Genomic DNA, 23,167 nt, shown 5'->3' on the forward strand with positions numbered 1-23,167 from the left:
TACTGTTCAACACAGAGTGGGGATTTTAGTTGGCGACGAACGGGATGTTCGCCGCTAGAAATGAACTTCTACTTATTTAACTGGTTTTAGGTCCAGTACGTGAAGTAGACGCTCAGGGATACCAGCCCAAATGTTTGGACGGCCTTTAGAGTTCTCTTCGTTCCACCAACCTGTGAAGCGAGTAGTATTGTATTGGTACATGTAAGCACCAGACAGTACAGGAACCGTTACTTGGTCAGCAGCGATGATTTGTTGGATACCGTGAGCGATAGCTAGCTGCTCATTCTTATCAGCTGTTTTGTAGAAGCTGTTAAGTAGGTTATCTAACTTCTCATTTTTGTAGAAGTGCATTGCGAAACGTGGCATACCTTCACCGTTTTGCAACGCTGAGTTATATGCACTGTTCCAGTATGTGTACGGATCAGCACCGTGGAAGTAGTTTGTGTAAGCTACATCATAAGTACCTTCAAGCATTGCTTGGTTGTACACAGAGAAGTCAGGCGTACGAGCACGAGCTTGGATGCCAACTTCAGTTAACTGCTCTACCGCTAGTTGAACCGTGTTGTTAAAGTCAGTCCAGCCATTTGGAGATTGAATCAGTAGTTCAAAAGGCTTACCAGAAGGAGTGTCAACAAAACCATCGTTGTTTACATCTTTAAAGCCTGCTTCAGCAAGTAGCTTCTTAGCGCCTTCAACGTTGTATGTGTTGTAACCTTGGTATTTCTTGTGTGTTGCTTCGTCAGACCAAGCTTCGAATGTGTAACCGATGCCTGAAGCGAAATCGTTCACAGTACCGCCGCCGTAGAATGCGATATCAATGATAGTTTGACGGTCAAGAGCCATAGAGAATGCGCGACGGAATTCAACGTTGTTCAACGCTTCGTTCTTAGCTGCATCTGGGTTTTTGAAGTTCAGTACGAACGCTTGAGTACCTGATGGCGGGTACCAGTAGTGATGCTCTTCGCTTGCTGCAGCGTATGTGCGATCGATGTCTGGAATGAATGAAGAAGTCCAGTCCATTTCGCTGTTGATGACTTTACCTAGGAATTGGTCGTTGTTTGCAATTTGTGGAACACGCAAACAATCAACGTCTAGGTTGTCAGCATCCCAGTAATTTGGGTTAGCACATTGAACGTAAAGTTGTGGAGTAAACGTATCAACAACAGTAAACGGACCTGAACCTACTGGGTTTTCGTTAGTAAATGTTGCTGGCTCTTTAACGTCTTTCCACACGTGCTCAGGAACAACAGGTACTTTTACGATTTCGTAAGGTACGTTTGAGTTCGCTTCGCTTAAGCGGAATTTAACTTGGTATTCATTCAGCTTTTCAACACCAGTGATCCAAGCGTTGATACCACTTTGGTCTAGTTCTGGTTTTGATTTAACTAGGTTGAATGAGAATACAACGTCATCTGCAGTGAATGCTTCACCATCTGACCATTTCACACCTTTACGGATGTCGAACGTTACGCTCATTAGGTCATCAGACATTTCAAAACCAGTCGCTAAACGGAAAACAGGCGTGTTGCCGTGCATTTCGTTAAAGACAACTAGAGGCTCATACATGAAGTCTGTAGTGGTATGTAGGTTAGTCGCACCTAGGTACGGGTTAAAGTTACGTACAAAAGTCGTAAACTCTTTTGGGTGAACGGTTAGTTCACTGCGCTCAGCAGCAGTAGCTACTGATGCAAAACCCGTTGTCGCAGTTGCAATAATTGCAGTTGCTAGTACTGTTTTTTTTATATTGGCAAGCATAGCTGTTCCTTACTATTTGCTTTCGTTTCACTGTGGAAGGAATGTTATCAATTGATTAACACTCTCTAAGACCTACCTCCGTTCATCATTTATTAATCGGAGGAATCAATAAATAGGAGTGGCCTGTAGGCCTTAGGCACAGTAAGAAGACACCGTAACGACAAAATTAGCAATTACGATTCCCGTTAAAAACGTTAAAACCCAAACTCCTTACGTCATAAACGTTAAATTATGCGCTTCTGCTATAAAATTGAACAAATAATAACAGTCGATCTAGGTCTCATTTTAACGAGGGAACCAATAATAGGTTAGTGTCCACTATCAATTAATAGCCTATTTATATTGGTGTTTTATTGTGGGGTTTGTTTGTGAGATCAGGGTCACTCGTAGAATGTTACGTCAATTTCGTGTGAAAAATTATTATGACGATTTGTTGTGATTCAGTTCGCAAATTGAACTGTTATTTTGATTTTTAACTGTATTTTATAGGAAATAAGCTGTTTTTAACTCGTTTTATATCGAGAGTTTCATGATAAACCGGTCTTAATTTATGATAAGAAAAAACAATAATTAGACAGTGTTGTTGCTTTTTGTCGGCTCTAAATTTACGCCTAGCTCAGGCTAACGAAAGGTATGACCTAGAAGCGACTTATACTCTTGTTTGCGTGTCGCAATCGGTGTAGCACGATTTAGGCAAGGCAAGGAGCAGGTATTCTTATCTGATGATTAACCGAAGGGCGGCCCAGGGTTAGTTACCTCAAACGACGCCATACACCTCATAGATTGGCCTTTGCGACTAAGAAGCATATGTACACGAGAAGCCGAGATTGAATAAGAAAAGATGAGATTGAATAAGCGCGATAAAACATGCTCTGTTAAAAATGGTCAACAAAAAAGGCCTGCGAATGTGCAGACCTTATAAGGGTAGGTTATTGGGTTAATACAGGAGAAGCTAGCTGGTTAAGAGGTGTTGGAGCTTATCTCTTAGCGCAATGATGTGTGTTCTCTCTGGGCTTTGCTCCTGACAGTGCTCCAATATATATTCAATTGAGCTTAATACCGTTCGCCACCTTGGTGTCTTAGGCAGCGTTTCTTGGCGCAAGTACTTATCCAAAGTTCGAGTTTGTAACGTGCTTCTGTCTAGATAGACTCGCCATAGGCCGCTTTGTTCGGCGAATGCAAATTTGCTCTGCCCTGTCACTCTCTCCCAATACTCAATCGCATTGGTCATCGCTTCGACTAAGACTTCCCTCATTATATCTTGTTTAGATTTGTTCTCGCCCCCGACCCGATCGGCAATGCGAGTAAATTCACCACCAAGCTCCTTCAGTTGCTGCAGTTTATCTTTATCCCCTTCAAAGGCATAACTTGAAAGGGCTTCAACAGCGGTTTCTAGGTTGCCAATGCGTGCCGCGTTCACACTGCCCCCAACGTTAAAGATATACATCGCTTTTAACCCAGACTCTTCGGGTAGTTTTAGTATGTCTGTCGAAATGTTTTGACGGATGTCCTCAACATAAATATCAATGTTGCCGCAATAGTGTTCTAGCTCAACGGTAAGGTATTTCGGGGCGATCATTTCATCAGCGTTTGACCGTTTTAATTGCTCGGGGCTTCGTCTGAACAGCTTTGAAGCCGCTTCGTTAGCAAATCGCACCTTATTGTCGTCCCTCACACATAAAATGGCTTCCGGGGCCGATTCTAATTGTTCTAGTAGGCGGCCTTGAGTCTCTAACAAGCTCGCTTCAACCATCGCACGTCGTTTTAATTCAACTTGAAGCTGATCGTTCTCGATACGTCGTTTTTCAGCTTGGCTCGCCGATAAGTGGGCGGTAATTCGAGCCGCCAGCTCTTGTTTGTTAAAGGGTTTAGACAGATAGTCGTTTGCACCGGCATCAAACCCTCTGACACGATCGTCGGTTTGGTTAAGGGCCGTTAACATAATGATAGGCAGCTCTGAGTGATCGTATTGCTCACGAAGCTTTTCACATACGCTGTAGCCAGATAGCCCAGGCATCATAACATCTAAGAGTAACAGTTCTGGCTTCTCTTTCTGCACTTGCTCTAGAGTTTCATGGCCATCTTTTGCTGTCCTGACTCGGTAGCCTTCAATACGTAGAAAGCTATCGAGAATACGTAAGTTTACCGGTTCGTCATCTGCGACTAGTAATAAAGGTCCTTGTGGGTTTTCAGGCAAGCTACTTTGATCGGGCAATACCACTTCGTTGAGATCCGGTGCGTGGAAGTGGCTGGTTTCACCTAAACCTGCAGCTTCTATTTCATGGTCAAGCGCCAATGGAAGGGTAAAGCTAAATGTAGTGCCGACCATGGGTTGGCTGCTGACATACAAAGAACCGTTCATAAGCTCAATTAACTGGCGGCTTATTGATAAACCAAGTCCTGTCCCTTGACGGTAACGGCTAGAGTCGCTTCCTGCTTGAATTAATGGTTCAAAAATATGCTCGAGCTGATCCGCTGGGATCCCCTGACCGGTATCAACGACCTGGACACGAAGATTGTCATCGACCACATTCGCAGAAATAACGATTTTACCTTCCGAGGTATACTTAATCGCATTACCGATAAGGTTATATAAGACCTGTTCTAATCTTTGTGGATCGGCAGAAACCCAAAGGAGTTCTTCCGGTACTTGGTTAATGATTCGGATCGGCTTATTGCCAAGCAAGTGGTTAGATAATTCTAGAACCAGTCGAGTTGCGCTAGAAAGATCGACGGCACTGCAATGAATATCTAGGTTTCCATAGCGCATTTTATGGTAATCAAGAAGGTCGTCGACCAAGGTTGCTAGGCGTTGGCCGCTACTGATGATGATATTGAGCTGGTACTTATGATCAGCGGTAATTGGGCCATTGGCTCCAGACACCAGAGACTCAGCAATGCCGACCATGCCATGCAGTGGAGTACGAAGTTCATGAGACGTTGTGGCTAAGAATTCGTCTTTAAGCTTATTGGCTAAGTGGAGCTCTTCATTCTGCTTTTTAATGAGATGAATGTTGCTTTCTAATTCGCTGTTTTGAGATTTAATGAGCTTCATTTTTTCCCGAATCGATCGTTGCATCCGTTCAAAGCTCACCGCCAATCGGCCAATTTCGTCTTTTCGCTCAGTATTGATCATCGTTTCATCGAGATCACCGGCGGATACTTTCTCTGCCGCCCAAGTCAGTTTTAACAGGGGTGATGTAATAAAATTCGACAAATAATGCGAAGCGATAACCACTAAGACTAATGCACTGAACATAGCGATAACAAACAACTTCTCTAGCTGATGTACGCGAGCAAACGCTTCTTTTTCCGGTACTTCGACAACGATAGCCCAGTTGATGCTTTTAAACGTGATAGGGCTATAGGCCGCTATGGTTTTCTCATCTTCAGTATTGGTATACGTTCCAACCGCGGTTAAACCTTTGAGAGCGAGATCAATGACTTCAATACTGGTTTTGATATCTTCCTGCTGGAAAGCCATAGAGCGACTCTGGTGATCCTGCCCGACTAGTAAGGTTCTCATTGATGAGGTTTTATTAGTATCGGCAATCAGCTTGGTTATGCCGTTATTGGGAAGGCGAAACATAGCATAACTGTGTAAATAGCCTTGCTGAATAATAGGCGCACCTAACCAGGCTACAGCTTGTCCGTCTGCAGAGGAAAAGTCAGAAAGGATAACTGGTGTGAAATCAACATTGTTTGATCGTTTTTCTTTGACCAGCTCTTTTAGTGTTTGAAAAGTCGTTCCTAAGTTCGAGTTTTGATATTTTCCGCTCAGTAGGTTGGTGCCGTAATAATCATTTTTTAGGATGGAATAGGTGACATTACCGGTGATATCGACAAGCAGGATGTCATCAAAATCGGATCGTTTAAGTAACTCTTGATAGGCCCAGTGGTATCTTTTATGCAGTAGACGATAGCGCTCACTGCCGATGTAAGCACTGGATTGTGGCAGAATCGATGTTCTAATTTGATCGCCAGAGCCTTCAATGTATCGCTGCTGGGCATGTTGGCGAGCCTGTTCGATGTCGGCGCCTAAGTTTTGGAAAGCGTTGACCAAACCATAAAAGCGCCCGCCACTGGCATAAGCGAGTTCTGAACGAACAAAGCCCATCACTTCTGACTCTTGCGCATACAGATAATCAACCACTTGCTTCTGTTTTGTATCACGGACCGACGTCACATGAGACGTACTCTGTTCTTGTAAGTCTGTACTGTGAGAATGAATGAAAAACAGTGCCACGACGGTAAGAGGAGTGATACTCAAGACTAGAAACGCCAACATCAAGGTGTTTTGGAGACGTTTGAATTTCTGTTTACGATAAAACCTGAACATAATAAGACGTTACTTTCCCTAAGGCAGAGTGATGATCGTTAAAATCATCGAGCAAAGTAAAAACAGTTAAAATGACAAAATTAACGAGTTTTTTTACTTTGACAAGTAAGTCGCTACTAATTCGTGTTCAAAGGCGCAGAAAAGTGCCGCTGCGCACAGTTTGGAGTCTCGATTTCATCGTACTTAGACTTTGCTTGCTTTGTAGATAGCAAACTTACTGGTCTTATTTAGAGTCTCGCAATTATGGAATGCTTGTTGAATGATCGGTGGGTATTTAAGAAAACTGTTCGCAACAATAAAAAGTTGTCCTCGTTTTTTTAGTTTTTTCGGGGCGTCAGCAAGCAGTGTTTCTGTCGCGCTATAGCTGGTCTCTAACCCTGAGTGGAAAGGGGGATTACTGATTATAAATTGGTAATCATTCGCGCAGTCTGAATAAACATCGGAGGCGAATACGTGACCAGAAAGACCATTAGCGATCAGCGTTTGTTGTGTCGATGCGACAGCAAGTGCACTGATGTCACACATTTCCAGGTTAATCTCCGGGTTAAGCGTTGCCATCACCGCTCCGAGGACGCCTGCACCACAACCAAAATCGAGGACTTTTCCCTTTAATGAGGGAAGTGTATCGAGGAGTAATTGACTGCCAATATCAAATTCACCATGACTAAAAACACCCGGCAGACTTTTTATGGTGAGGTTTTGATCGTTATAACTGACCTGATAGGTTTTGAACCATTCGTTTAAAGAAAACGTCGCGGGTTGCTCGGTGCATTGCCCGAAGTAAAACGAGCAGCGTCTTGCTGAATCAAATTTGGTGATTGGGCCATAAGGTTTAAACATCTTTTCGATACTTTTAACCCCTGAGCGATTTTCTCCCACCACAACTATTTCCGTTTCCTTCCCAAGTTTACTCATCAACATAGAGAGTAAAAAATCCGCTTCAGCCTTGGCTTTGGGCCAATAAAGCAACACCATATCCGCTTGAGTCTGCTCAGTTAATTCAGCACCAAAATAGCAATTAAGTTTGTCGTGGCGTTTGGCTTGTCGATAGTAACCATAGTTGGTGGTGTAAATCGACACAGATTCACAGTGGTCTGTCAGTTCAAGTGGAAAAAGATCTTCCGCTTCGCCGGCAACAAGGACGTGCTTTCCTTTGAAGTAAGCGAGTTGACGTTGAGCAATTTGACTAGGGGCGGTATAAGCAGACATGGTTGAATTCAGTAATAGATCAAGTGAGGGCTGATCTTCTCATAATCTGCCCTCAGCTAGAAGTGTTTCGTGTTCAGGGTTAGCTATTATCTTGTTTTGTTAAAAAGCCTTTGAAGTCTTCTTCATAGATAGTAAACAGTACCATGGTGATAGCGAAAATAAGAGGGCCATAGATAAGGCCAATCAAACCAAAGAGTTGTATGCCACCGAGTAATGAAAAGAAAATCATCAGTGTGTTCATGCCTGCGCTACCTTGCATCAGTAGCGGACGCAATATGTTATCAATCGATCCAACAATGGCGACGCTCCATATGGCTAAGAAAATTGCCCAGTTAGTATCACCGGTTAAGTAAAGGTAGATGGTGGCAGGAATCCAAATCAGTGCGGTTCCTACGACTGGAATAAAGGAAGCAAACCCCATCATGGTTCCCCAGAATAAGCCCGGGAAGCCCGCTAGCCACATACCTAATCCGCCCGCAATGCCTTGTGCTATGGCGGTGAGAAACGATCCCATAACCGCAGATTTAGAAACCTGTTCAATCTCAGCGAGTAAGCGATCTTCTTGGCTACGAGAGAGAGGTAATATATGACGAATCGCCCTGATGATTTTGTCGTGATCGCGCAGCAAAAAGAACAGCACAAACAACATTAAAAAGAAGTCCATTAGGAAACTTGTGGCGTCACCTAAAATTTTAGCGCTAATACCGACGATGTTCGATCCTAGTGATGTTGCAAATTGCCCAACTTTTGCTGCTATTTGTTGAGGATTAATTCCATCAAATGGTAGATACGTGTTAGCAAAAGCGAGGGTTTTTACCACCAGAGGGTGATCGAATAATGTGTTGATTCCCCCGTGGGTCACCCAGTGGTAAGTACTTTGGGAAAATGTCGATCCTTGCTGAACAATGGCGGCAAAAACCACCATTAAAGGCAGTACAATAATAAAGGTTAAGATGATACAAGAGAGTAGAGAAACGGTATTTTTATGTTTAGGGAGCTTTGTTTCAAGCCAATCGTGGATAGGGAACATCAACAGTGAAATAATAAAGGCCATCACGATTGAATTGACGTAGGGTTGAATCAGTAAATAGCAGGCATAGGCTGAGGCGACTAATGCTGCAATAAGTACCCAGTGGCTAGAATTTATTTGGACTTTGTCTTTCACAACGATGACCTATCTCTTTATGTGTAGAGAGCCATAATGACGTTAAAGCAGAAGGTTATCAACGGAGAACATTCAGTTATTGTTTGGAGGTTAGGTGAATGGGGTGTTGTAATAATAGTGAAAGTGATAAGTCTTCCTGTAAAAAAGGGCGACATATTCCTTGGTTTACGCTCACGTTAATGGCGTTGTTACTGCTCGTTGTTTTGAATTGGCAATAAAAAACGAGCCGTCATCAGCTCGTTAATTATGGTGCTAAATCATTACGCTTCTTGTGCAATGATGGCAAAACAGCGATCAGCGGCTTCGAGTGTCGCTTCAAGCTCTTTAGAGTCGTGGGCTAATGAGGTAAAGCTAGCTTCAAACGCAGAAGGGGCTAGGTATACACCGTGCTGAATCATCAAGTGGAAGAATCGTTTAAAACGTTCTACATCACACTTAGTCACGTCTTCATAGCAGGTTACGGTTTCTTGCTCAGTAAAGAAGAAGCCGAACATACCGCCTACTTGGTTAACCGTTAGGGGAATACCGTGTTTGTCAGCCAAAGATTTAAAACCATCAGCAATGTATTTGGTTTTGCGAGCTAGGCGCGCTTCGTTGCCCTCTTCCTTTAATAGATTAAGGCATGCGAGACCAGCGGCCATTGCGACTGGGTTACCAGAAAGCGTACCAGCTTGATAGATCGGCCCTGTAGGAGCAATATGCTGCATGACTTCTTTAGAGCCACCAAACGCGCCTACTGGCATACCACCGCCAATCACTTTACCCAATGTCGTCAAGTCTGGTTTGATGTTGTAGTACGCTTGAGCACCACCCAAAGCGACTCTGAAACCGGTCATGACCTCATCAAAGATAAGTAGTGCACCTTCTTGATCACAGATTTCTCGTAGACCTTCATGGAAGCCTTCAACCGGTGGAATACAGTTCATGTTGCCAGCGACGGGTTCAACAATAATACAAGCTATTTCACCTTTATTGGCGGCAAATAGCTCTCGTACAGAATCAAGGTTGTTAAAGGTTGCTGTTAGAGTATGTTTAGCGAAATCTTCAGGCACGCCAGGAGAGCTAGGTTGACCCAGCGTCAGTGCACCTGAACCAGCTTTAACAAGAAGGCTGTCAGCATGACCATGGTAACACCCTTCAAATTTAAGAATTTTGTCTCGGCCTGTATAACCACGAGCAAGACGAATAGCGCTCATCGTCGCTTCTGTTCCAGAGCTAACCATGCGCAGTTGTTCCATCGACGGAACCAGTTCAGAAACCAATTCAGCCATGTGGATTTCTGTTTCTGTTGGAGCACCAAAGCTTAAACCGCGGTGAGCTGCGTCAATGACTGCATCACGTATAACACTATGGTTATGGCCAAGAATCATTGGCCCCCATGATCCAACATAATCGATGTAGGCTTTGCCATCAGCATCAAAAATCAAAGGGCCATCTGCTCTTTCGACAAAAATAGGCGATCCACCCACACCGTTGAAGGCTCGAACAGGAGAGTTAACGCCGCCTGGAATGGTTTTTTGTGCCTTTTGATAGAGTTCTGCTGATTTGGTCATTGGTACATCCTCATTTGATTATTAGGACCAAGTTGCCTCGCATTGTACCGATCCAAATTCAAACTAGAAATCTTTTGCTGATTTTTCTGTTCTTTTTCACATCTTAAAACGTATAGGTAGAATATTAACTTATTGAATCCGTGATTCTTGTTGTGGAGTACTTGAACGAATCAGTCAGGTATTGGATAATCGCGAGATTATTAAAAAAGATACACCCACTCCCTACTTCATTGCCGCATAATGACGTGGATGGGGATTTACAAGAAGTAAGAGAGGTCGTCGTGAGCGAAGTAAATGTACCATTGTCTTTTTCTGATGCAGCAGCAACGCGTGTTCAGACATTGATTGCAGAAGAAGAGAATCCAGAACTAAAACTCCGAGTTTATATTACAGGCGGTGGTTGTAGTGGTTTCCAATACGGTTTTACTTTTGACGAAAAGGTAAATGATGGTGATACCACTATCGTAAATAGTGGTGTGACTCTGGTAGTTGATCCGATGAGCTTACAATATCTCGTTGGTGGTGTGGTGGATTATACAGAAGGGCTGGAAGGTGCGCGCTTCTTTATCGATAATCCTAATGCAACAACAACTTGTGGTTGTGGAGCATCATTCAGCGTTTAGATATTTTTCGTAGTACAAACACAATGATGCAGTTAGGTGAAGCACCTAACTGCCGCCTGCGAGTGAGGAAGTATCGCGGGACATAAAAAAAGGATGTTATATGCCGAACTTTCCTGTCGCTCGCTTTTTCTCTCAGCGTCCGTGGCTTGTCTCTTTAATTCTCATACTATTATTGACCGCATGGCTTGGATTAGGCTCACTCAAGGCTGAAGAGAGTGCCGCTAAGAATGCCAAACCGACCATCCCACTAGCGAAAGTTGTCTATCAAACCTTTACCGCTGAGCAAACCCCAAAGCGCATTGATCTTTATGGTCGAACTGCGCCGGATAGAGAAGCAAGAATAGGTGCCGAGATAGCCGGTAAAATTGACAAGTTAATCGTGCGAAAAGGCAGTTCTGTGAAGAAAGGACAGCTCATTGCCTCGATTGACAAAAGCGATTTGTCGATTCAACTTGAGCGTGCTCAAGCGATGCTAAAAGTGAAAGAAAAAGAGTATAAAGCTTCCCAGTCTTTGAAGAAGAAAGGTCTGCAAGGCGAAGTTGCTTTTGCCAATGCTGAAGCTTCTTTAATCGAAGCCAAAGCCATGGTGAGTAATGTTAAAGTTGCTCTCGATAACACGCAAGTGACCGCGCCGTTTTCAGGCATTGTTGATCATCTGTTTATCGAAGAAGGGGATTTCGTCGGTATTGGCGATCCTGTGGCAACGGTTATCGATCTGAGTCGACTCGTTATTGAAGCGGATGTCAGTGAACGTCATATTCAAAAACTGACGGCAAAGCAGCCTGCCAAAATACGTTTTATTGACGGTACTGTTGTTGAAGGTACAGTGCGCTATATCTCCCGTGTTTCTTCCAGTTCGACGAATACCTTCCCGCTCGAAATTGAAATCGCGAACCCGAACCAACGAATTCCTGCCGGCATCAGTGCCGAAGTTGAATTGACGCTCAATGAGCAGCTCGCCGTGAAAGTCACACCTGCGATGCTAGCACTCGATGCCGTAGGCAATTTGGGTGTTAAAACGCTTGAAAATAACATTGTCCGTTTTGTACCGATTCAGCTAGTGAAAGCTGAACAAGATGGGGTTTGGCTTTCAGGCCTTGGTGATGAGGTGGATATTATTACTGTTGGACAAGGTTTTGTTCGTGATGGAGATTCAGTCGAAGCGATTGAGTTTTCACAGCATGAACTGGCTCTGAAAGAAATCTCTCAGCAGCCTGATACTCAGCAGTAGGAGCAACTATGTATTCACTAATTGATGCCGCATTGTCTCGTACTCGGACAATGATGAGTCTGCTGATACTGATACTTATTGCCGGAGCTGGCACTTACGTTACGATTCCCAAAGAATCGAGCCCTGATATCACCATTCCAATCATTTATGTTTCTATTGGCCACCAAGGTATATCACCGTCGGATGCCGAGCGATTGTTGGTCAGACCAATAGAGCAAGAGCTTCGAGCGATTGAAGGGGTGAAGGAAATGACCTCAACCGCTTCGGAAGGTCATGGTTCTGTTACGTTAGAATTTAATGTTGGAGCGGATTTAGCCAAGGCTATGGCCGATGTTCGCGATGCGGTTGATCTTGCCAAACCTAAATTGCCAGCAGACAGTGATGAGCCGACGGTCAACGAGGTAACTTTAGCGTCTGAAGAGCCGGCCCTTTCGGTTGTACTTTATGGAACGGTCCCTGAGCGTACGATTGTGCAAATTGGTCGTGAGCTGCGTGACAAGCTAGAAAGCTACCGACAAGTGCTCGAAGTTGATATTGCGGGTGATCGCGATGACATTGTTGAGATCATCGTCGATCCGTTATTAATGGAAAGTTACGGGCTTGATCAAGCCGATATCTATAATCTTATTGCTCTGAACAATAAAGTGGTTGCCGCGGGTTTTGTTGATACGGGGTATGGCCGATTCTCAGTCAAAGTGCCTTCGGTATTTGATTCACTTAAAGATGTCTTAGAGTTACCAGTAAAGGTGGATGGGAAACAAGTCATCACTTTCGGTGATGTAGCAACAGTGCGACGCGCTTTTCGAGATCCAGAAAGTTACGCGCGTTTAGACGGCAAGTCTGCGGTGATTTTGGATGTTAAGAAACGAGCCGGTGAAAATATTATCGATACGGTCGCCCTTGTTAAAGCCGTAATGACGGAAGCACAGAATCGTCCTGAGTGGCCAAACAACTTGTTGGTTAAATACACGTGGGATCAATCGAAAGACGTTAAGCAGATGCTTAATGATCTTCAAAATAATATTCTCTCTGCGATTATTTTGGTAGTGATCGTTATCATTGCCATTTTAGGTGTACGCACCGCACTTTTGGTGGGTATCTCCATTCCAGGATCCTTTTTAACCGGTTTGCTGGTCTTGTCGTTATTTGGTCTGACGATCAATATTGTTGTGCTGTTCTCACTGATCATGGCGGTTGGCATGCTGGTGGATGGTGCGATCGTTGTGACAGAATTTGCTGATAGGCGAATGCAGGAAGGGGCACCAAGAAGACAAGCGTATCGTGAAGCGGCGAAGCGAATGTCGTGGCCTATCATTGCTTCCACGGCAACAACACTTGCGGCTTTTGCTCCGTTACTATTTTGGCCCGATATTACTGGTGAATTTATGAAGTACTTGCCACTGACGTTGATAGCGACTCTATCAGCATCACTGGTTATGGCTTTGTTATTTGTTCCTGTCCTGGGTGGTTTGATTGGCAAGCCGCAAAATGTCACCAGTGCCAGTCGTCAAAAGATGGTGGCATTACATGACGGTGATTTCGATAAAGCGGAAGGATTGACGAAGCTCTACTACCGAACTTTGGCTATCGCAATCAAGCATCCATTGAAGATTTTACTTTGTGCGATTCTTTTGTCCGTAGGGGTAGGGTTTACTTACTCGAAAGCCGGTTTAGGTGCAGAATTCTTCCCTGAAGTGGATCCGCCATTTTTTACCGTCAAAGTTCGTTCATTTGGCGATCTCTCGATTAATGAGAAAGATGTCATTATGAAAGAGATCGAAACGGTGATGTTGGGTAACGATGAGTTTGAAAGTGTTTACACTAAAACAGGTGGAACTGAAGAGATCGGTCAAATTCAGATAACGCCTGTGGACTGGCAATATCGACGTCCGGTAAAAGATATTATCGAAGAGTTAAAACTCACGACCGATCAATTTGCCGGTGTTGAAATCGAATACAAGTTCCCTGATGCGGGGCCTCCTGTGGCTCATGATCTCGTTATCGAGATGTCTGCGCGAATTCCTGATGAATTAGATTCAGCGGCTAAAATGGTACGCCACTGGGCTGATAATAATCCGGCGTTTACCAATATCAGTGACAGTTCTAGTAAAGATGGTATTGATTGGAGAATTGATATTCGGCGAGATGATGCTTCTCGTTTTGGTGCCGATGCGACGGTTGTAGGTAATACGGTTCAGTTTGTGACTAATGGTCTTAAAATTGGTGACTACTTACCCGATGACGCGAATGAAGAGGTGGATATTCTGGTTCGTTATCCAGAAGATAAGCGTGACATTGGCCGATTCGATCAGCTCAGAGTGAAGACGGCGGCAGGGCTTGTGCCTATTACCAATTTCGCTCAAATCGTTCCCGATCATAAGCAAGATACTATTCAGCGTGTTGATGGTCATCGAATCATCAACATTATGGCTGATATTGGCGAGGGGTATAATTTAGCGCTGGAGCTGCCTAAAATCGAGCAAGCGATTAACGAACTGGGCTTACCTAACGGGGTTGAATTCAAAATCCGTGGTCAAAATGAAGAGCAAGAAAACTCTTCAGCCTTCCTGCAAAATGCCTTTATTGTGGCACTTGCTGTTATGGCGCTGATTTTGGTGACGCAGTTCAACAGCTTTTATCAGGCTTTCTTGATTCTAAGTGCCGTGCTCTTTTCTACCGTGGGCGTCTTTGCTGGGCTACTTATTTTCCAAAGACCATTTGGCATTGTGATGTCAGGAATTGGTGTCATTGCGTTGGCTGGTATTGTGGTGAACAACAATATTGTATTGATTGACACCTTTAATCAGTTAGTTAAACGCGGCCTGAGCCGACAAGAAGCGATCTTACGTACTGGTGTACAACGTCTGCGACCTGTATTACTGACAACTGTAACCACCATTTTAGGGCTATTACCTATGGTGCTGGAAATGAACATCGATCTTGTGAATCAAAAGGTTGAGTTTGGAGCACCGAGTACACAGTGGTGGTCTCAGTTGGCGACAGCGGTTGCGGGTGGGTTGACGTTTGCTACCGTCTTAACCTTAGTGTTGACCCCATGTCTACTTATGCTGGGTAAAAAGCACAAGCTAGAAGAGAAAGAGCCAGAACCGACCGAGTGAGTTGATGAGGGCAAGTAACCTGTATTGATGCCGGAACCAAGCGTCAATACAGCCAAACCATTTTCCTATCTTAAAGACGGATAGTAAATAGTAATAGCGGTATTAACGAAAAACCCATCAATGGTAATTGATGGGTTTTTTATTGGGTAAAGGGATCGTGGCTAACTCAGGGCCTAAACGAGCAACGGTAACTTAAGCGGGCAACTAATTATGACTAGCAAAAAGAAGTTCACTGTAACGGTCTAGTTTTGCTAATCGTACCTCAGCATTGGCTATAAAGGTCGCTTTCGCTTTACCCGTTAGCGATTTAGATTCAGGAAGCTTCACGGTACGAGCGTTTTTATGTACCCCGTTCACAAGAAACTCATAGTGCAAGTGAGGGCCAGTAACGCGCCCGGTTCCACCCAATGTTCCTATGGTTTGCCCTTGCTTTACTCGATCGCCTGTCTTCACTCTTCTTTTTTGGAGGTGCAGGTATTTAGTGATGTAGGTGTTGCTATGACGAATGAAGACATAATTACCGTTGAACTGGTTATAACTCGATTTTTGAACAATACCATCACCAGCAGCCCAGATTGGCGTGCCGACAGGTGCCGCGTAGTCGGTTCCTCTGTGAGCTCTTACTTTACCTGTGACTGGGTGGCGACGATTAGGGTTAAAGTTCGATGTTACCCGACGAAAATCGACAGGCGATCGTAAGAATGCTTTTTTCATCGCTCTGCCATTTTCATCGTAATAGTTTCCGGTATTGTCATCCAAAATAGCGGTAAAGGTATCGCCTTGGTTTTTGAATATAGCGGCAATAATCTTACCTCTACCGATGACTTCACCTTCCACGACCTGTTCCTGATAAAGCATCTTAAATTGGTCGCCACTGCGTATATCCAGTGCGAAGTCGATGTCCCAACCAAAGATCCCGGCTAACTCCATGATTTGGTTAGCAGTTAAGCCAGCATTGACACCTGCATTCCAGAAGTTAGAGGTAATGTCCGCTTCGGCGTAGTTGTACTGATACTGAAGTTCTTTTTTATCAAACGTAGATTCAAACCCGTCACTTGTTTTGGAAACGATAAAGGTTTCGTAAGCACTGAGTTTTCGTTTCAATTGAACCAATTCATTGTTTTCATCAAAACCAAATTGAAAGACATCACCAGGTTTAATGCGAGTGAGTTGTTTCTCTATATCATCATTGGTGGTGGTCAATTGATAGAGAAGGCGAGAAGAGAGGCCGAGCCTTTGAAATAAAATAGCCGCACTTTCGCCAGATCCAATCGTATGTTTCTCCCAGCGTAATACAGCAGAAGGAGAAATAGACGCACCTGGAGAAAGTGCCTCGGCATTCATCGTGAGCGGATAATGCCGGCCTATCTCGTAGGTGTTTTTCTCCTGACGTAAATCTTTAGGATCGGGAAGAAAGAAAATAGCAATGGCCACAATGGCACTAAAAAAGGCAATTAGCGCTCGGTGAACCCATGGAAGACGATTGAAAATAGACAGCATTTTAGCGTTCGTTCTATAAAAGTGAATAAAATAGCTAGCTGTTTAGTCTAACTGGTTTCAAAAAACATCGCTATTCGCGTAAGATGGCAAACTATAAAATTTTTGCCAAATCTGTGGGAGTGAACAAGAATGGCGAGTATCGAAGCTGCATTGGCAGAAATAAAACGTGGTGTTGACGAATTAATTCCAGAAGAAGAGTTAATTGCGAAGCTAAAAGAGAACCGACCACTAAGAATTAAACTGGGTGCGGATCCAACGGCGCCTGATATCCACTTGGGCCACACCGTTATCTTAAATAAACTGCGCGCGTTCCAAGAGCTAGGCCATGACGTGACTTTCTTGATTGGCGACTTTACAGGGATGGTTGGTGATCCAACGGGCAAAAATACAACTCGCCCGCCACTGACTCGTGAAGATGTCCTTCGCAATGCGGAAACGTATAAAGAACAGGTGTTCAAAATTCTCGATCCAGCAAAAACCAAAATTCAGTTTAACTCTGAGTGGTTATCTGAGCTGGGCGCGGAAGGTATGATTCGTCTTGCCTCAAACTTAACGGTTGCTCGTATGCTTGAGCGTGACGACTTTAAAAAGCGTTATGCAGGTGGTCAGCCAATTGCGATTCATGAATTTATGTACCCACTACTGCAAGGTTACGACTCTGTGGCAATGGAAACAGACGTTGAATTGGGCGGTACGGATCAGAAGTTTAACCTGCTAATGGGTCGTGAGCTTCAAAAAGGTCACGGTCAGAAACCACAAGTTGTGTTGACGATGCCTCTACTTGTCGGCTTAGATGGCGAGAAAAAGATGTCTAAATCTGCCCACAACTACATCGGTGTAAGCGAAGCACCGAGTGAGATGTTCGGTAAGATCATGTCTATTTCAGATGTACTGATGTGGAGCTATTACGAGCTTCTGTCTTTCCGTCCATTAGAAGAAATTGAGCAGTTTAAAGCGGATGTTGAAGCAGGGAAAAACCCTCGTGATATTAAGGTACTTCTTGCCAAAGAGATCATTGCGCGTTTCCACTCTGAAGCAGATGCAGATGCAGCCGAGCAAGAGTTTGTTAACCGATTTGCTAAGAATCAAATTCCTGATGAAATGCCTGAGTTTACCTTCGAAGCGGGATTACCGGTCAGCAATATTCTAAAAGAAGCAGGCCTTTGTGCATCAACGTCAGATGCGATGCGTATGGTTAAGCAGGGCGCAGCTAAGATTGAAGGTGCGAAAGTAGCAGACGCTAAGTTCGCTCCGGAAGTAGGTACTTACGTATTCCAAGTGGGCAAGCGTAAGTTTGCTCGTATTACCATCGCGTAAACTGTGCGATAGCAATACGTAGATAGTGATAGATAAGCGCCTTAGGGCGCTTTTTTTGTGCAGGTTTTAAACCGTAAGATAAACCAGGTCTCAAATAGTAACAGTGTGATGATCGCATATTGCCAGTGCGTGCCATAAGCGATGAAGTATAAAACGCTGCCCATAGAGAGCCAGATAACAACCAGAGATTGTGTTTTTTCTGTCGGAGTAAGCCCCTGATTTTCTTTTAATCTGCGAGCGAGAGTACCGAGTCTTGGGTGATTGAGAAGCCATTGTTGAAATTTGGGTGAAGCCGAACCAAAACAATAAAGAGCCAGCAAGATAAAAGGAACAGTCGGCAGTAGTGGGACGGTTACGCCAATGGTTCCAAGAATCACACTGGTCCACCCTATACAGATGTAGCCTTTGCGTTTTATGTACGCTTTGGAAAGTGGGCGACGTTTCCTTTCATCTGTCATTATTCACCTAGCATATTGTTTGGTTATTGTTATTAGAGTATGGGATGAAACAATTTGAATTGGCAATGAATCAACCATGAATTTTTAAGTGAAAAAGAGAAATAATCGAAATTTAGCTGACCTGTTTGCATAGGTTTGATACCATTTGCCCCGCTGCTGTTAGAGCAGTTTATTCGGAGCTAACTATGAACAATACCGACCATCCTCCTAGTATGAAGGGAGAAAAGTAACCACTTCGGTATTGGCGATCTCCGCACCTACCTTTGTGGTAGGGCATGTTTCATCTTCCCCCTGTATTTTTCTCCATCTCTTTCTAGACACCATAAGCTTGCAACGCATTTGTGTTGTAGGGTTTTTTATCGCTTTTAACAATAGCTATAAACACTTATGCGTGATGGTCGTTACCTTTGCCAATCGGGAGATTCGCCATGACGGTAATGAACAATACTTACATTGAAGACACACCTCACTTTTCTCATGAAGAGATTGGTGCTGCGCGTAACGCTTTTTTGCAATATGACCAAGAGAAGCAGTTACATCTTTTAACGGTCATGCCCATTGAAGAAGCGGTGGCGATATTGCATCACTGCTCTGTGGGTTATGTGCAACAACTTATCAGTTTGCTAGAAGGGGAAGGGAACGACAAACGAGCCAGACACTACGCTCACCAGCTGGGCATGATTCATTCGGAAGTGGAAACGGCTGAAGGATACTTAACCACCAGTGTGATGGAGCATGTTAAGCAACGTATTGGTTGGATCATTGCTCTGGCTTTATTGGGCATTGTGTCAGGTTTAATCATTGCACAATATGAAGATACATTGAGTCAGTTGGTATTACTGGCGATATACATGCCGGTTATCGCTGCTGCGGGTGGCAATACTGGGACTCAAGCTGCAACCCTAGTCATTCGAGCTCTAGCTACCGGAGAGCTTAAAAAAAGACAATGGTTAGCGGTACTTTGGAAAGAAAGTCGTGTGGCCGTTTGTTTGGCCTTGGCGATTTCCATTGTGATGGTTGGTCGAATCCTGCTGTTTAGCGATCCGGCGTCTGCAGGTGGCTTTGACCTAAATGTCATTGCACTGGCGATTGCTGTTGCGCTGTTTATTCAGGTGACCTTATCAACCACACTCGGTGGTGTGTTACCTATCGTAGCAAGAGCCGTTAAGCTCGATCCTGCGGTTCTAGTTAGCCCGGTACTCGCGTCAATTGTCGATATTTCAGGAATGTGGATCTATTTCACTGTCGTGAATTATTTTCTAGGTATTGCCTAAGAATGGTAAGACCTTAATACGCATTTAGCCCTTATTGCTTTGTTTATCTATTGTAGGACGAGACAAGCAAGGGCTAAATACGATTCCTGGTTAAACTTAAAAGTAAGGTTCACCTTGTTATGGCTTGGACACTTGCTGGCTGAATGAGACGATATCTTTGTAGAAATATTGCTCAAATTGAGTAATAGGAGCGATAACAGGTTTGTTGTTATTTGATTTTATTGGGTGATAGTCAGTGACGAACTGAACGAATAACGAGCTAGGCTTCCCTTTTTTATCCAACCCGTACCCTGCCATATTATAACTGCCGTACACGGAACCACTCTTGGCAATGATCTGCCCTTTAATCGGTGCTTTACGCATACTGCTGCGGTATTGCAGCGTTCCTGTTTTTCCTGACGTTGGCATGGCTTGAACAAGATTAAGTTCATCATCATGTATCCAGATATACCGTAATATCGACGCCATATCTTGACTGGTGAATCGATTGTTACGAGAAAGCCCAGAGCCATCGACCAGCCGTGCTTGTTCCAAATTAATCCCAGTCTTAGCCCAAATAATTTGTTTCATGGCTGACGTTCCATTACTGAAACTGCCTGGCTGGAGGTAGAAATGCTGACCAATGGTTTTGGTTAAGTTATCCGCAATTAGGTTATCGGATTTCTTGAGCATGACATCGAGCAGTGCGGGTAGTGTTGCCGACTTATGCTGCGTCAAAAGTGTTGTTGCAGAAGCATCAAATGAAGAGTCTGGTCGCCCTATTTTTATTGAACCGTAGAGTTCAATATTCAGTTGGTTTAAAAGGGTGTAGACCATGCGTGTGGTGTATTGCTCTGGGCTTTGTACAGCAAATTTAAGTGGAAGAGGTTTACTTCGCTCCACTAAGCAACCGTTGAGTTGGTACTGATTATTACTTTTCGCAAGGAGTTCTAGGTCGCATTGGCTGCTTTCTTGCTCTACTTTGCTGACGGTCCGCGCTTTAGTAGAGACATGAATAGGAAACTGCTCGGGAACGTATACTCGTGTTAAGCCAGTATCCAACGTATATATGGACGCTTGAACACAGTTTTCATCGAGAGTGATGGCACTGGCTGGTGCGCTGTAGCACACCCCAAGAATATCCCAAGGCCATCCTACCGCGCGATCGTACCCAGAAAAAATTGAATTATCGAGCCAAATATCCCCCTTGATTTGGTGAGTTCCCCTGGTTTTGGCGCTTTGTAGCATGTCGCGCAGGTTTTGCGTGGTCAGGGTGGGATCGCCTGAGAACTGGATAATTAAGTCGTCTTGATACCTTAAAAGTGAGGTTTGGTAATGGAAGTTATCGCCAAGTTCCAGTTTGGCTGCGAGCGCAGTGACCAGTTTTAAGGTACTGGCTGGTGGGAATAGTTGCTCGGTGTTTTCTGACAGAGAAGTTGCTTTAGGGCTAGAGAGGCTTTCTAATATCAAGCTATTTCTGCTACCCGCTGGGAGTGCTGACGTAGGAGAATACGCAAGGCTGCTACTAGAGAATAGAACGGCAATAATAAGGAAAAGGAAATGAATATTAGAGAGCATGATAGAAAAACCTAGCCTGATGTTATCTGTAAGAGAATACAACAATGAAGAGTGAGTATAGCGAGATAAAAAAATGCCTGCTAGGTGCAGGCATTTTAATTGACCATTTATGGAGAAAACTTAGAAGTCGTAACGTAGACCCAGTGCAAGCTCATCTTCGGATTTAACTTTACCTACTTTATCGGAATCAAGCAGGTTGAAGTTGTATGAGATGTAGCTACGGAAGTTCGGCTTGAAGTAGTATGTTGCATCAACGGCTACGTTATCCGCAACATCTGCAGAAGTGCCTGAGGATTTTGCTTCTAAGTAGTTGTAGCTAGTTGTAAATACAGTCTTACCCATAGTGTAAGCAGCGGCGAATTCGTAACCAGTGTTGTCTGTTTTAGATCCACTAACCGTTTTATCTTGCCCATCAACGAAAGTACCAGCGAAGTATAAATCGTTGATTGAATAAGAAGCGGCAAGCATGTATTGGTTGCGATCAAGAAGTACGCCCTCTACAGTTTGGTTTGCATCCGCATAACCTGCACCAAGAGTAAGCCCTATTTCAGCTACAGAATAAATACCAGATAGAGAGAAGCCATCGGCTTTATTATCTTTGAATTCGCCAGAGCTAGAATCTTGGTCAGCGAAGCGATAGCTAGCATTAAGGTCTAAATCAGAAAATGAACCTTTGTAAGAAATCATATTATCCGTGCGGTCTGCAACGGCGATTTTGTAAGCCGCGGAGTTCCCGTGATATGCCATGATATCGGTAAAGTCAGTAATTACACCAAGAGCACCTGCTGTTTTACCATAGGCAACTTCACCAAAGTTGCCACCAATACCGCCATAGCCATATCGAGTGTTTAGGTCATTGCTGCTATCAACATTGCCTTGTTCGTTAGTTGTGAATTCACCTTCCCAGAAGCCAACGCCGTATAGACTTTCCGTGATTTCAGCCTTACCAAGGAAGCTCAGACGAATACGAGACTTGTCATCGGCTTTGCCATCTTTGAGAGATAAACGAGCTTCTGCACGACCGCCCATATCCACAGAGTTACCGTCTTGGTTGTATAGCTCAGCTGCATTGATAGTTGTTGTACCTGCTGCAGCTACCACCGCTAGAGCAATTAGAGTCTTGTTCATTTTATTGTCCTATTTTGTTGTCCATAAATAGTTACTTTTGCGAGGTACTTCAACCTCTGCGCCAATGTATCCTCGGCCTTATGCGGCTTTAAATCAAGTTTCATATGTAAGATTTATGTCATAAGTTCAATTGATGTGTTTTTGTGCTAAAAAGTATGAGAATGTCGAGAACGAGAATTTCTTAGACCTAGCGGTGATATGGAATTTTACTTAAGAGAGCATGAAACCAAATTATAGGGAGTGCGAATCTCTCATGTTAATCTATCGTTAGGATTGCGATTTTGAGATTCCATCCAAGTAAATTTTAATGATTTAGCAGACAAGTTTGTTTACACTACTAGAAAGTTGATCCACCAATAAACCACCTGAATAAATATGGTTCGGGGGGTTTTGTTTTGTCCAAAGTTCCCTTTGGCATAGAGGTATATATGGAAAAGGTTCCAATGACTGTGCGTGGCGAAAAGCAGCTACGTGATGAATTAGAAAGATTACTTAAGATGCGTCCGATTATTTCAGCCGCAATTGGTGAAGCTCGTGAACTAGGCGATTTGAAAGAGAATGCTGAATATCATGCCGCTCGAGAAGAGCAGGGTATTTGTGAAGCACAGATCCGCGATATCGAATATAAGCTATCGGTAGCTCAAATTATCGATGTGACGAAAATGGAAAATACCGGAAAAATCATTTTTGGTACTACCGTTACGTTGATCGATGTTGATACCGATGAAGAAGTGAAATACCAAATTGTCTCTGAAGATGAAGCGAATATTAAATCGGGCCGTATTTCAGTGAAATCGCCAATTGCTCGTGGTTTGGTTGGCAAACACGAAGGTGATGAGGTCGTTATCTCTACACCGGGCGGTGAGAAAGACTTTGAAATAGATAAAGTAGAATATATTTAATTTGTCCGGCGATTAATCGCTACAGATACTAAAAAGG

15 protein-coding genes are annotated in these 23,167 nt (G+C 43.8%); 6 read left to right on the forward strand and 9 right to left on the reverse strand.

What is annotated here, in order from left to right; genetic code table 11:
• Positions 1-72: 72 nt before the first annotated feature.
• The 5 genes from A1QO_RS10920 to hemL form a co-directional block, all read right to left on the reverse strand.
• Positions 73-1,755 (reverse strand): ABC transporter substrate-binding protein, encoded by a 1,683-nt coding sequence (locus A1QO_RS10920; protein WP_017041698.1) that lies wholly within the window; start codon positions 1,753-1,755, stop codon positions 73-75.
• Between the two features lie 952 nt (positions 1,756-2,707).
• Entirely contained in the window at positions 2,708-6,094 is a 3,387-nt protein-coding gene (locus A1QO_RS10925; RefSeq protein ID WP_017040795.1) for an ATP-binding protein, read from the reverse strand.
• Positions 6,095-6,277: 183 nt separating this feature from the next.
• A complete protein-coding gene (gene rsmC / locus A1QO_RS10930) occupies positions 6,278-7,303 on the reverse strand; it encodes a 16S rRNA (guanine(1207)-N(2))-methyltransferase RsmC (protein WP_017036704.1) in 1,026 nt (341 codons plus the stop codon).
• 79 nt (positions 7,304-7,382) lie between these two features.
• A complete protein-coding gene (locus tag A1QO_RS10935; protein ID WP_017040794.1) occupies positions 7,383-8,468 on the reverse strand; it encodes an AI-2E family transporter in 1,086 nt (361 codons plus the stop codon).
• Positions 8,469-8,728: 260 nt separating this feature from the next.
• Positions 8,729-10,021 (reverse strand): glutamate-1-semialdehyde 2,1-aminomutase, encoded by a 1,293-nt coding sequence (hemL, locus tag A1QO_RS10940; RefSeq protein WP_017040793.1) that lies wholly within the window; start codon positions 10,019-10,021, stop codon positions 8,729-8,731.
• Positions 10,022-10,302: 281 nt separating this feature from the next.
• Here hemL and erpA point away from each other — a divergent pair, with 281 nt between their 5' ends.
• From erpA to A1QO_RS10955, 3 genes are all read left to right on the forward strand, one after another.
• Entirely contained in the window at positions 10,303-10,644 is a 342-nt protein-coding gene (gene erpA, locus A1QO_RS10945; protein WP_017041699.1) for an iron-sulfur cluster insertion protein ErpA, read from the forward strand.
• Positions 10,645-10,744: 100 nt separating this feature from the next.
• Positions 10,745-11,875 (forward strand): efflux RND transporter periplasmic adaptor subunit, encoded by a 1,131-nt coding sequence (locus A1QO_RS10950; protein WP_017040792.1) that lies wholly within the window; start codon positions 10,745-10,747, stop codon positions 11,873-11,875.
• Between the two features lie 8 nt (positions 11,876-11,883).
• Positions 11,884-14,994, forward strand: a complete 3,111-nt coding sequence (locus A1QO_RS10955; RefSeq protein ID WP_017038644.1) for an efflux RND transporter permease subunit — start codon at positions 11,884-11,886, stop codon at positions 14,992-14,994.
• Between the two features lie 204 nt (positions 14,995-15,198).
• Here the strand turns inward: A1QO_RS10955 and A1QO_RS10960 are convergent, their stop codons facing one another.
• Positions 15,199-16,494 (reverse strand): peptidoglycan DD-metalloendopeptidase family protein, encoded by a 1,296-nt coding sequence (locus A1QO_RS10960; RefSeq protein ID WP_017036711.1) that lies wholly within the window; start codon positions 16,492-16,494, stop codon positions 15,199-15,201.
• Positions 16,495-16,623: 129 nt separating this feature from the next.
• Between A1QO_RS10960 and tyrS the strand changes: the two genes are divergently transcribed.
• Complete coding sequence (tyrS, locus tag A1QO_RS10965; RefSeq protein WP_017040791.1) at positions 16,624-17,811, forward strand: tyrosine--tRNA ligase; 1,188 nt, start codon at positions 16,624-16,626, stop codon at positions 17,809-17,811.
• A 41-nt stretch (positions 17,812-17,852) separates the two neighbouring features.
• On the opposite strand, the gene A1QO_RS10970 is transcribed toward tyrS, so the two are convergent.
• Positions 17,853-18,269 carry a YbaN family protein gene (locus A1QO_RS10970; protein ID WP_017036713.1) on the reverse strand — a complete coding sequence of 139 codons (417 nt, stop codon included), beginning with the start codon at positions 18,267-18,269 and terminating at the stop codon, positions 17,853-17,855.
• A 428-nt stretch (positions 18,270-18,697) separates the two neighbouring features.
• On the opposite strand from A1QO_RS10970, the gene A1QO_RS10975 reads away from it, so the two are divergent.
• The gene (locus tag A1QO_RS10975; protein ID WP_017040790.1) at positions 18,698-19,543 is read left to right on the forward strand and encodes a magnesium transporter; all 846 of its coding nucleotides are present in this window, start codon (positions 18,698-18,700) and stop codon (positions 19,541-19,543) included.
• A gap of 117 nt (positions 19,544-19,660) precedes the next feature.
• On the opposite strand, the gene dacB is transcribed toward A1QO_RS10975, so the two are convergent.
• Both dacB and A1QO_RS10985 read right to left on the reverse strand, forming a co-directional pair.
• Positions 19,661-21,100, reverse strand: a complete 1,440-nt coding sequence (dacB, locus tag A1QO_RS10980) for a serine-type D-Ala-D-Ala carboxypeptidase (RefSeq protein WP_017040789.1) — start codon at positions 21,098-21,100, stop codon at positions 19,661-19,663.
• Positions 21,101-21,220: 120 nt separating this feature from the next.
• Entirely contained in the window at positions 21,221-22,228 is a 1,008-nt protein-coding gene (locus A1QO_RS10985; RefSeq protein ID WP_017036716.1) for a porin, read from the reverse strand.
• 428 nt (positions 22,229-22,656) lie between these two features.
• On the opposite strand from A1QO_RS10985, the gene greA reads away from it, so the two are divergent.
• Positions 22,657-23,130 (forward strand): transcription elongation factor GreA, encoded by a 474-nt coding sequence (gene greA / locus A1QO_RS10990; protein ID WP_017036718.1) that lies wholly within the window; start codon positions 22,657-22,659, stop codon positions 23,128-23,130.
• Positions 23,131-23,167 lie beyond the last annotated feature (37 nt).

The organism is Vibrio genomosp. F10 str. ZF-129 (assembly GCF_000287055.2).
Classification (GTDB): Bacteria; Pseudomonadota; Gammaproteobacteria; order Enterobacterales; family Vibrionaceae; genus Vibrio.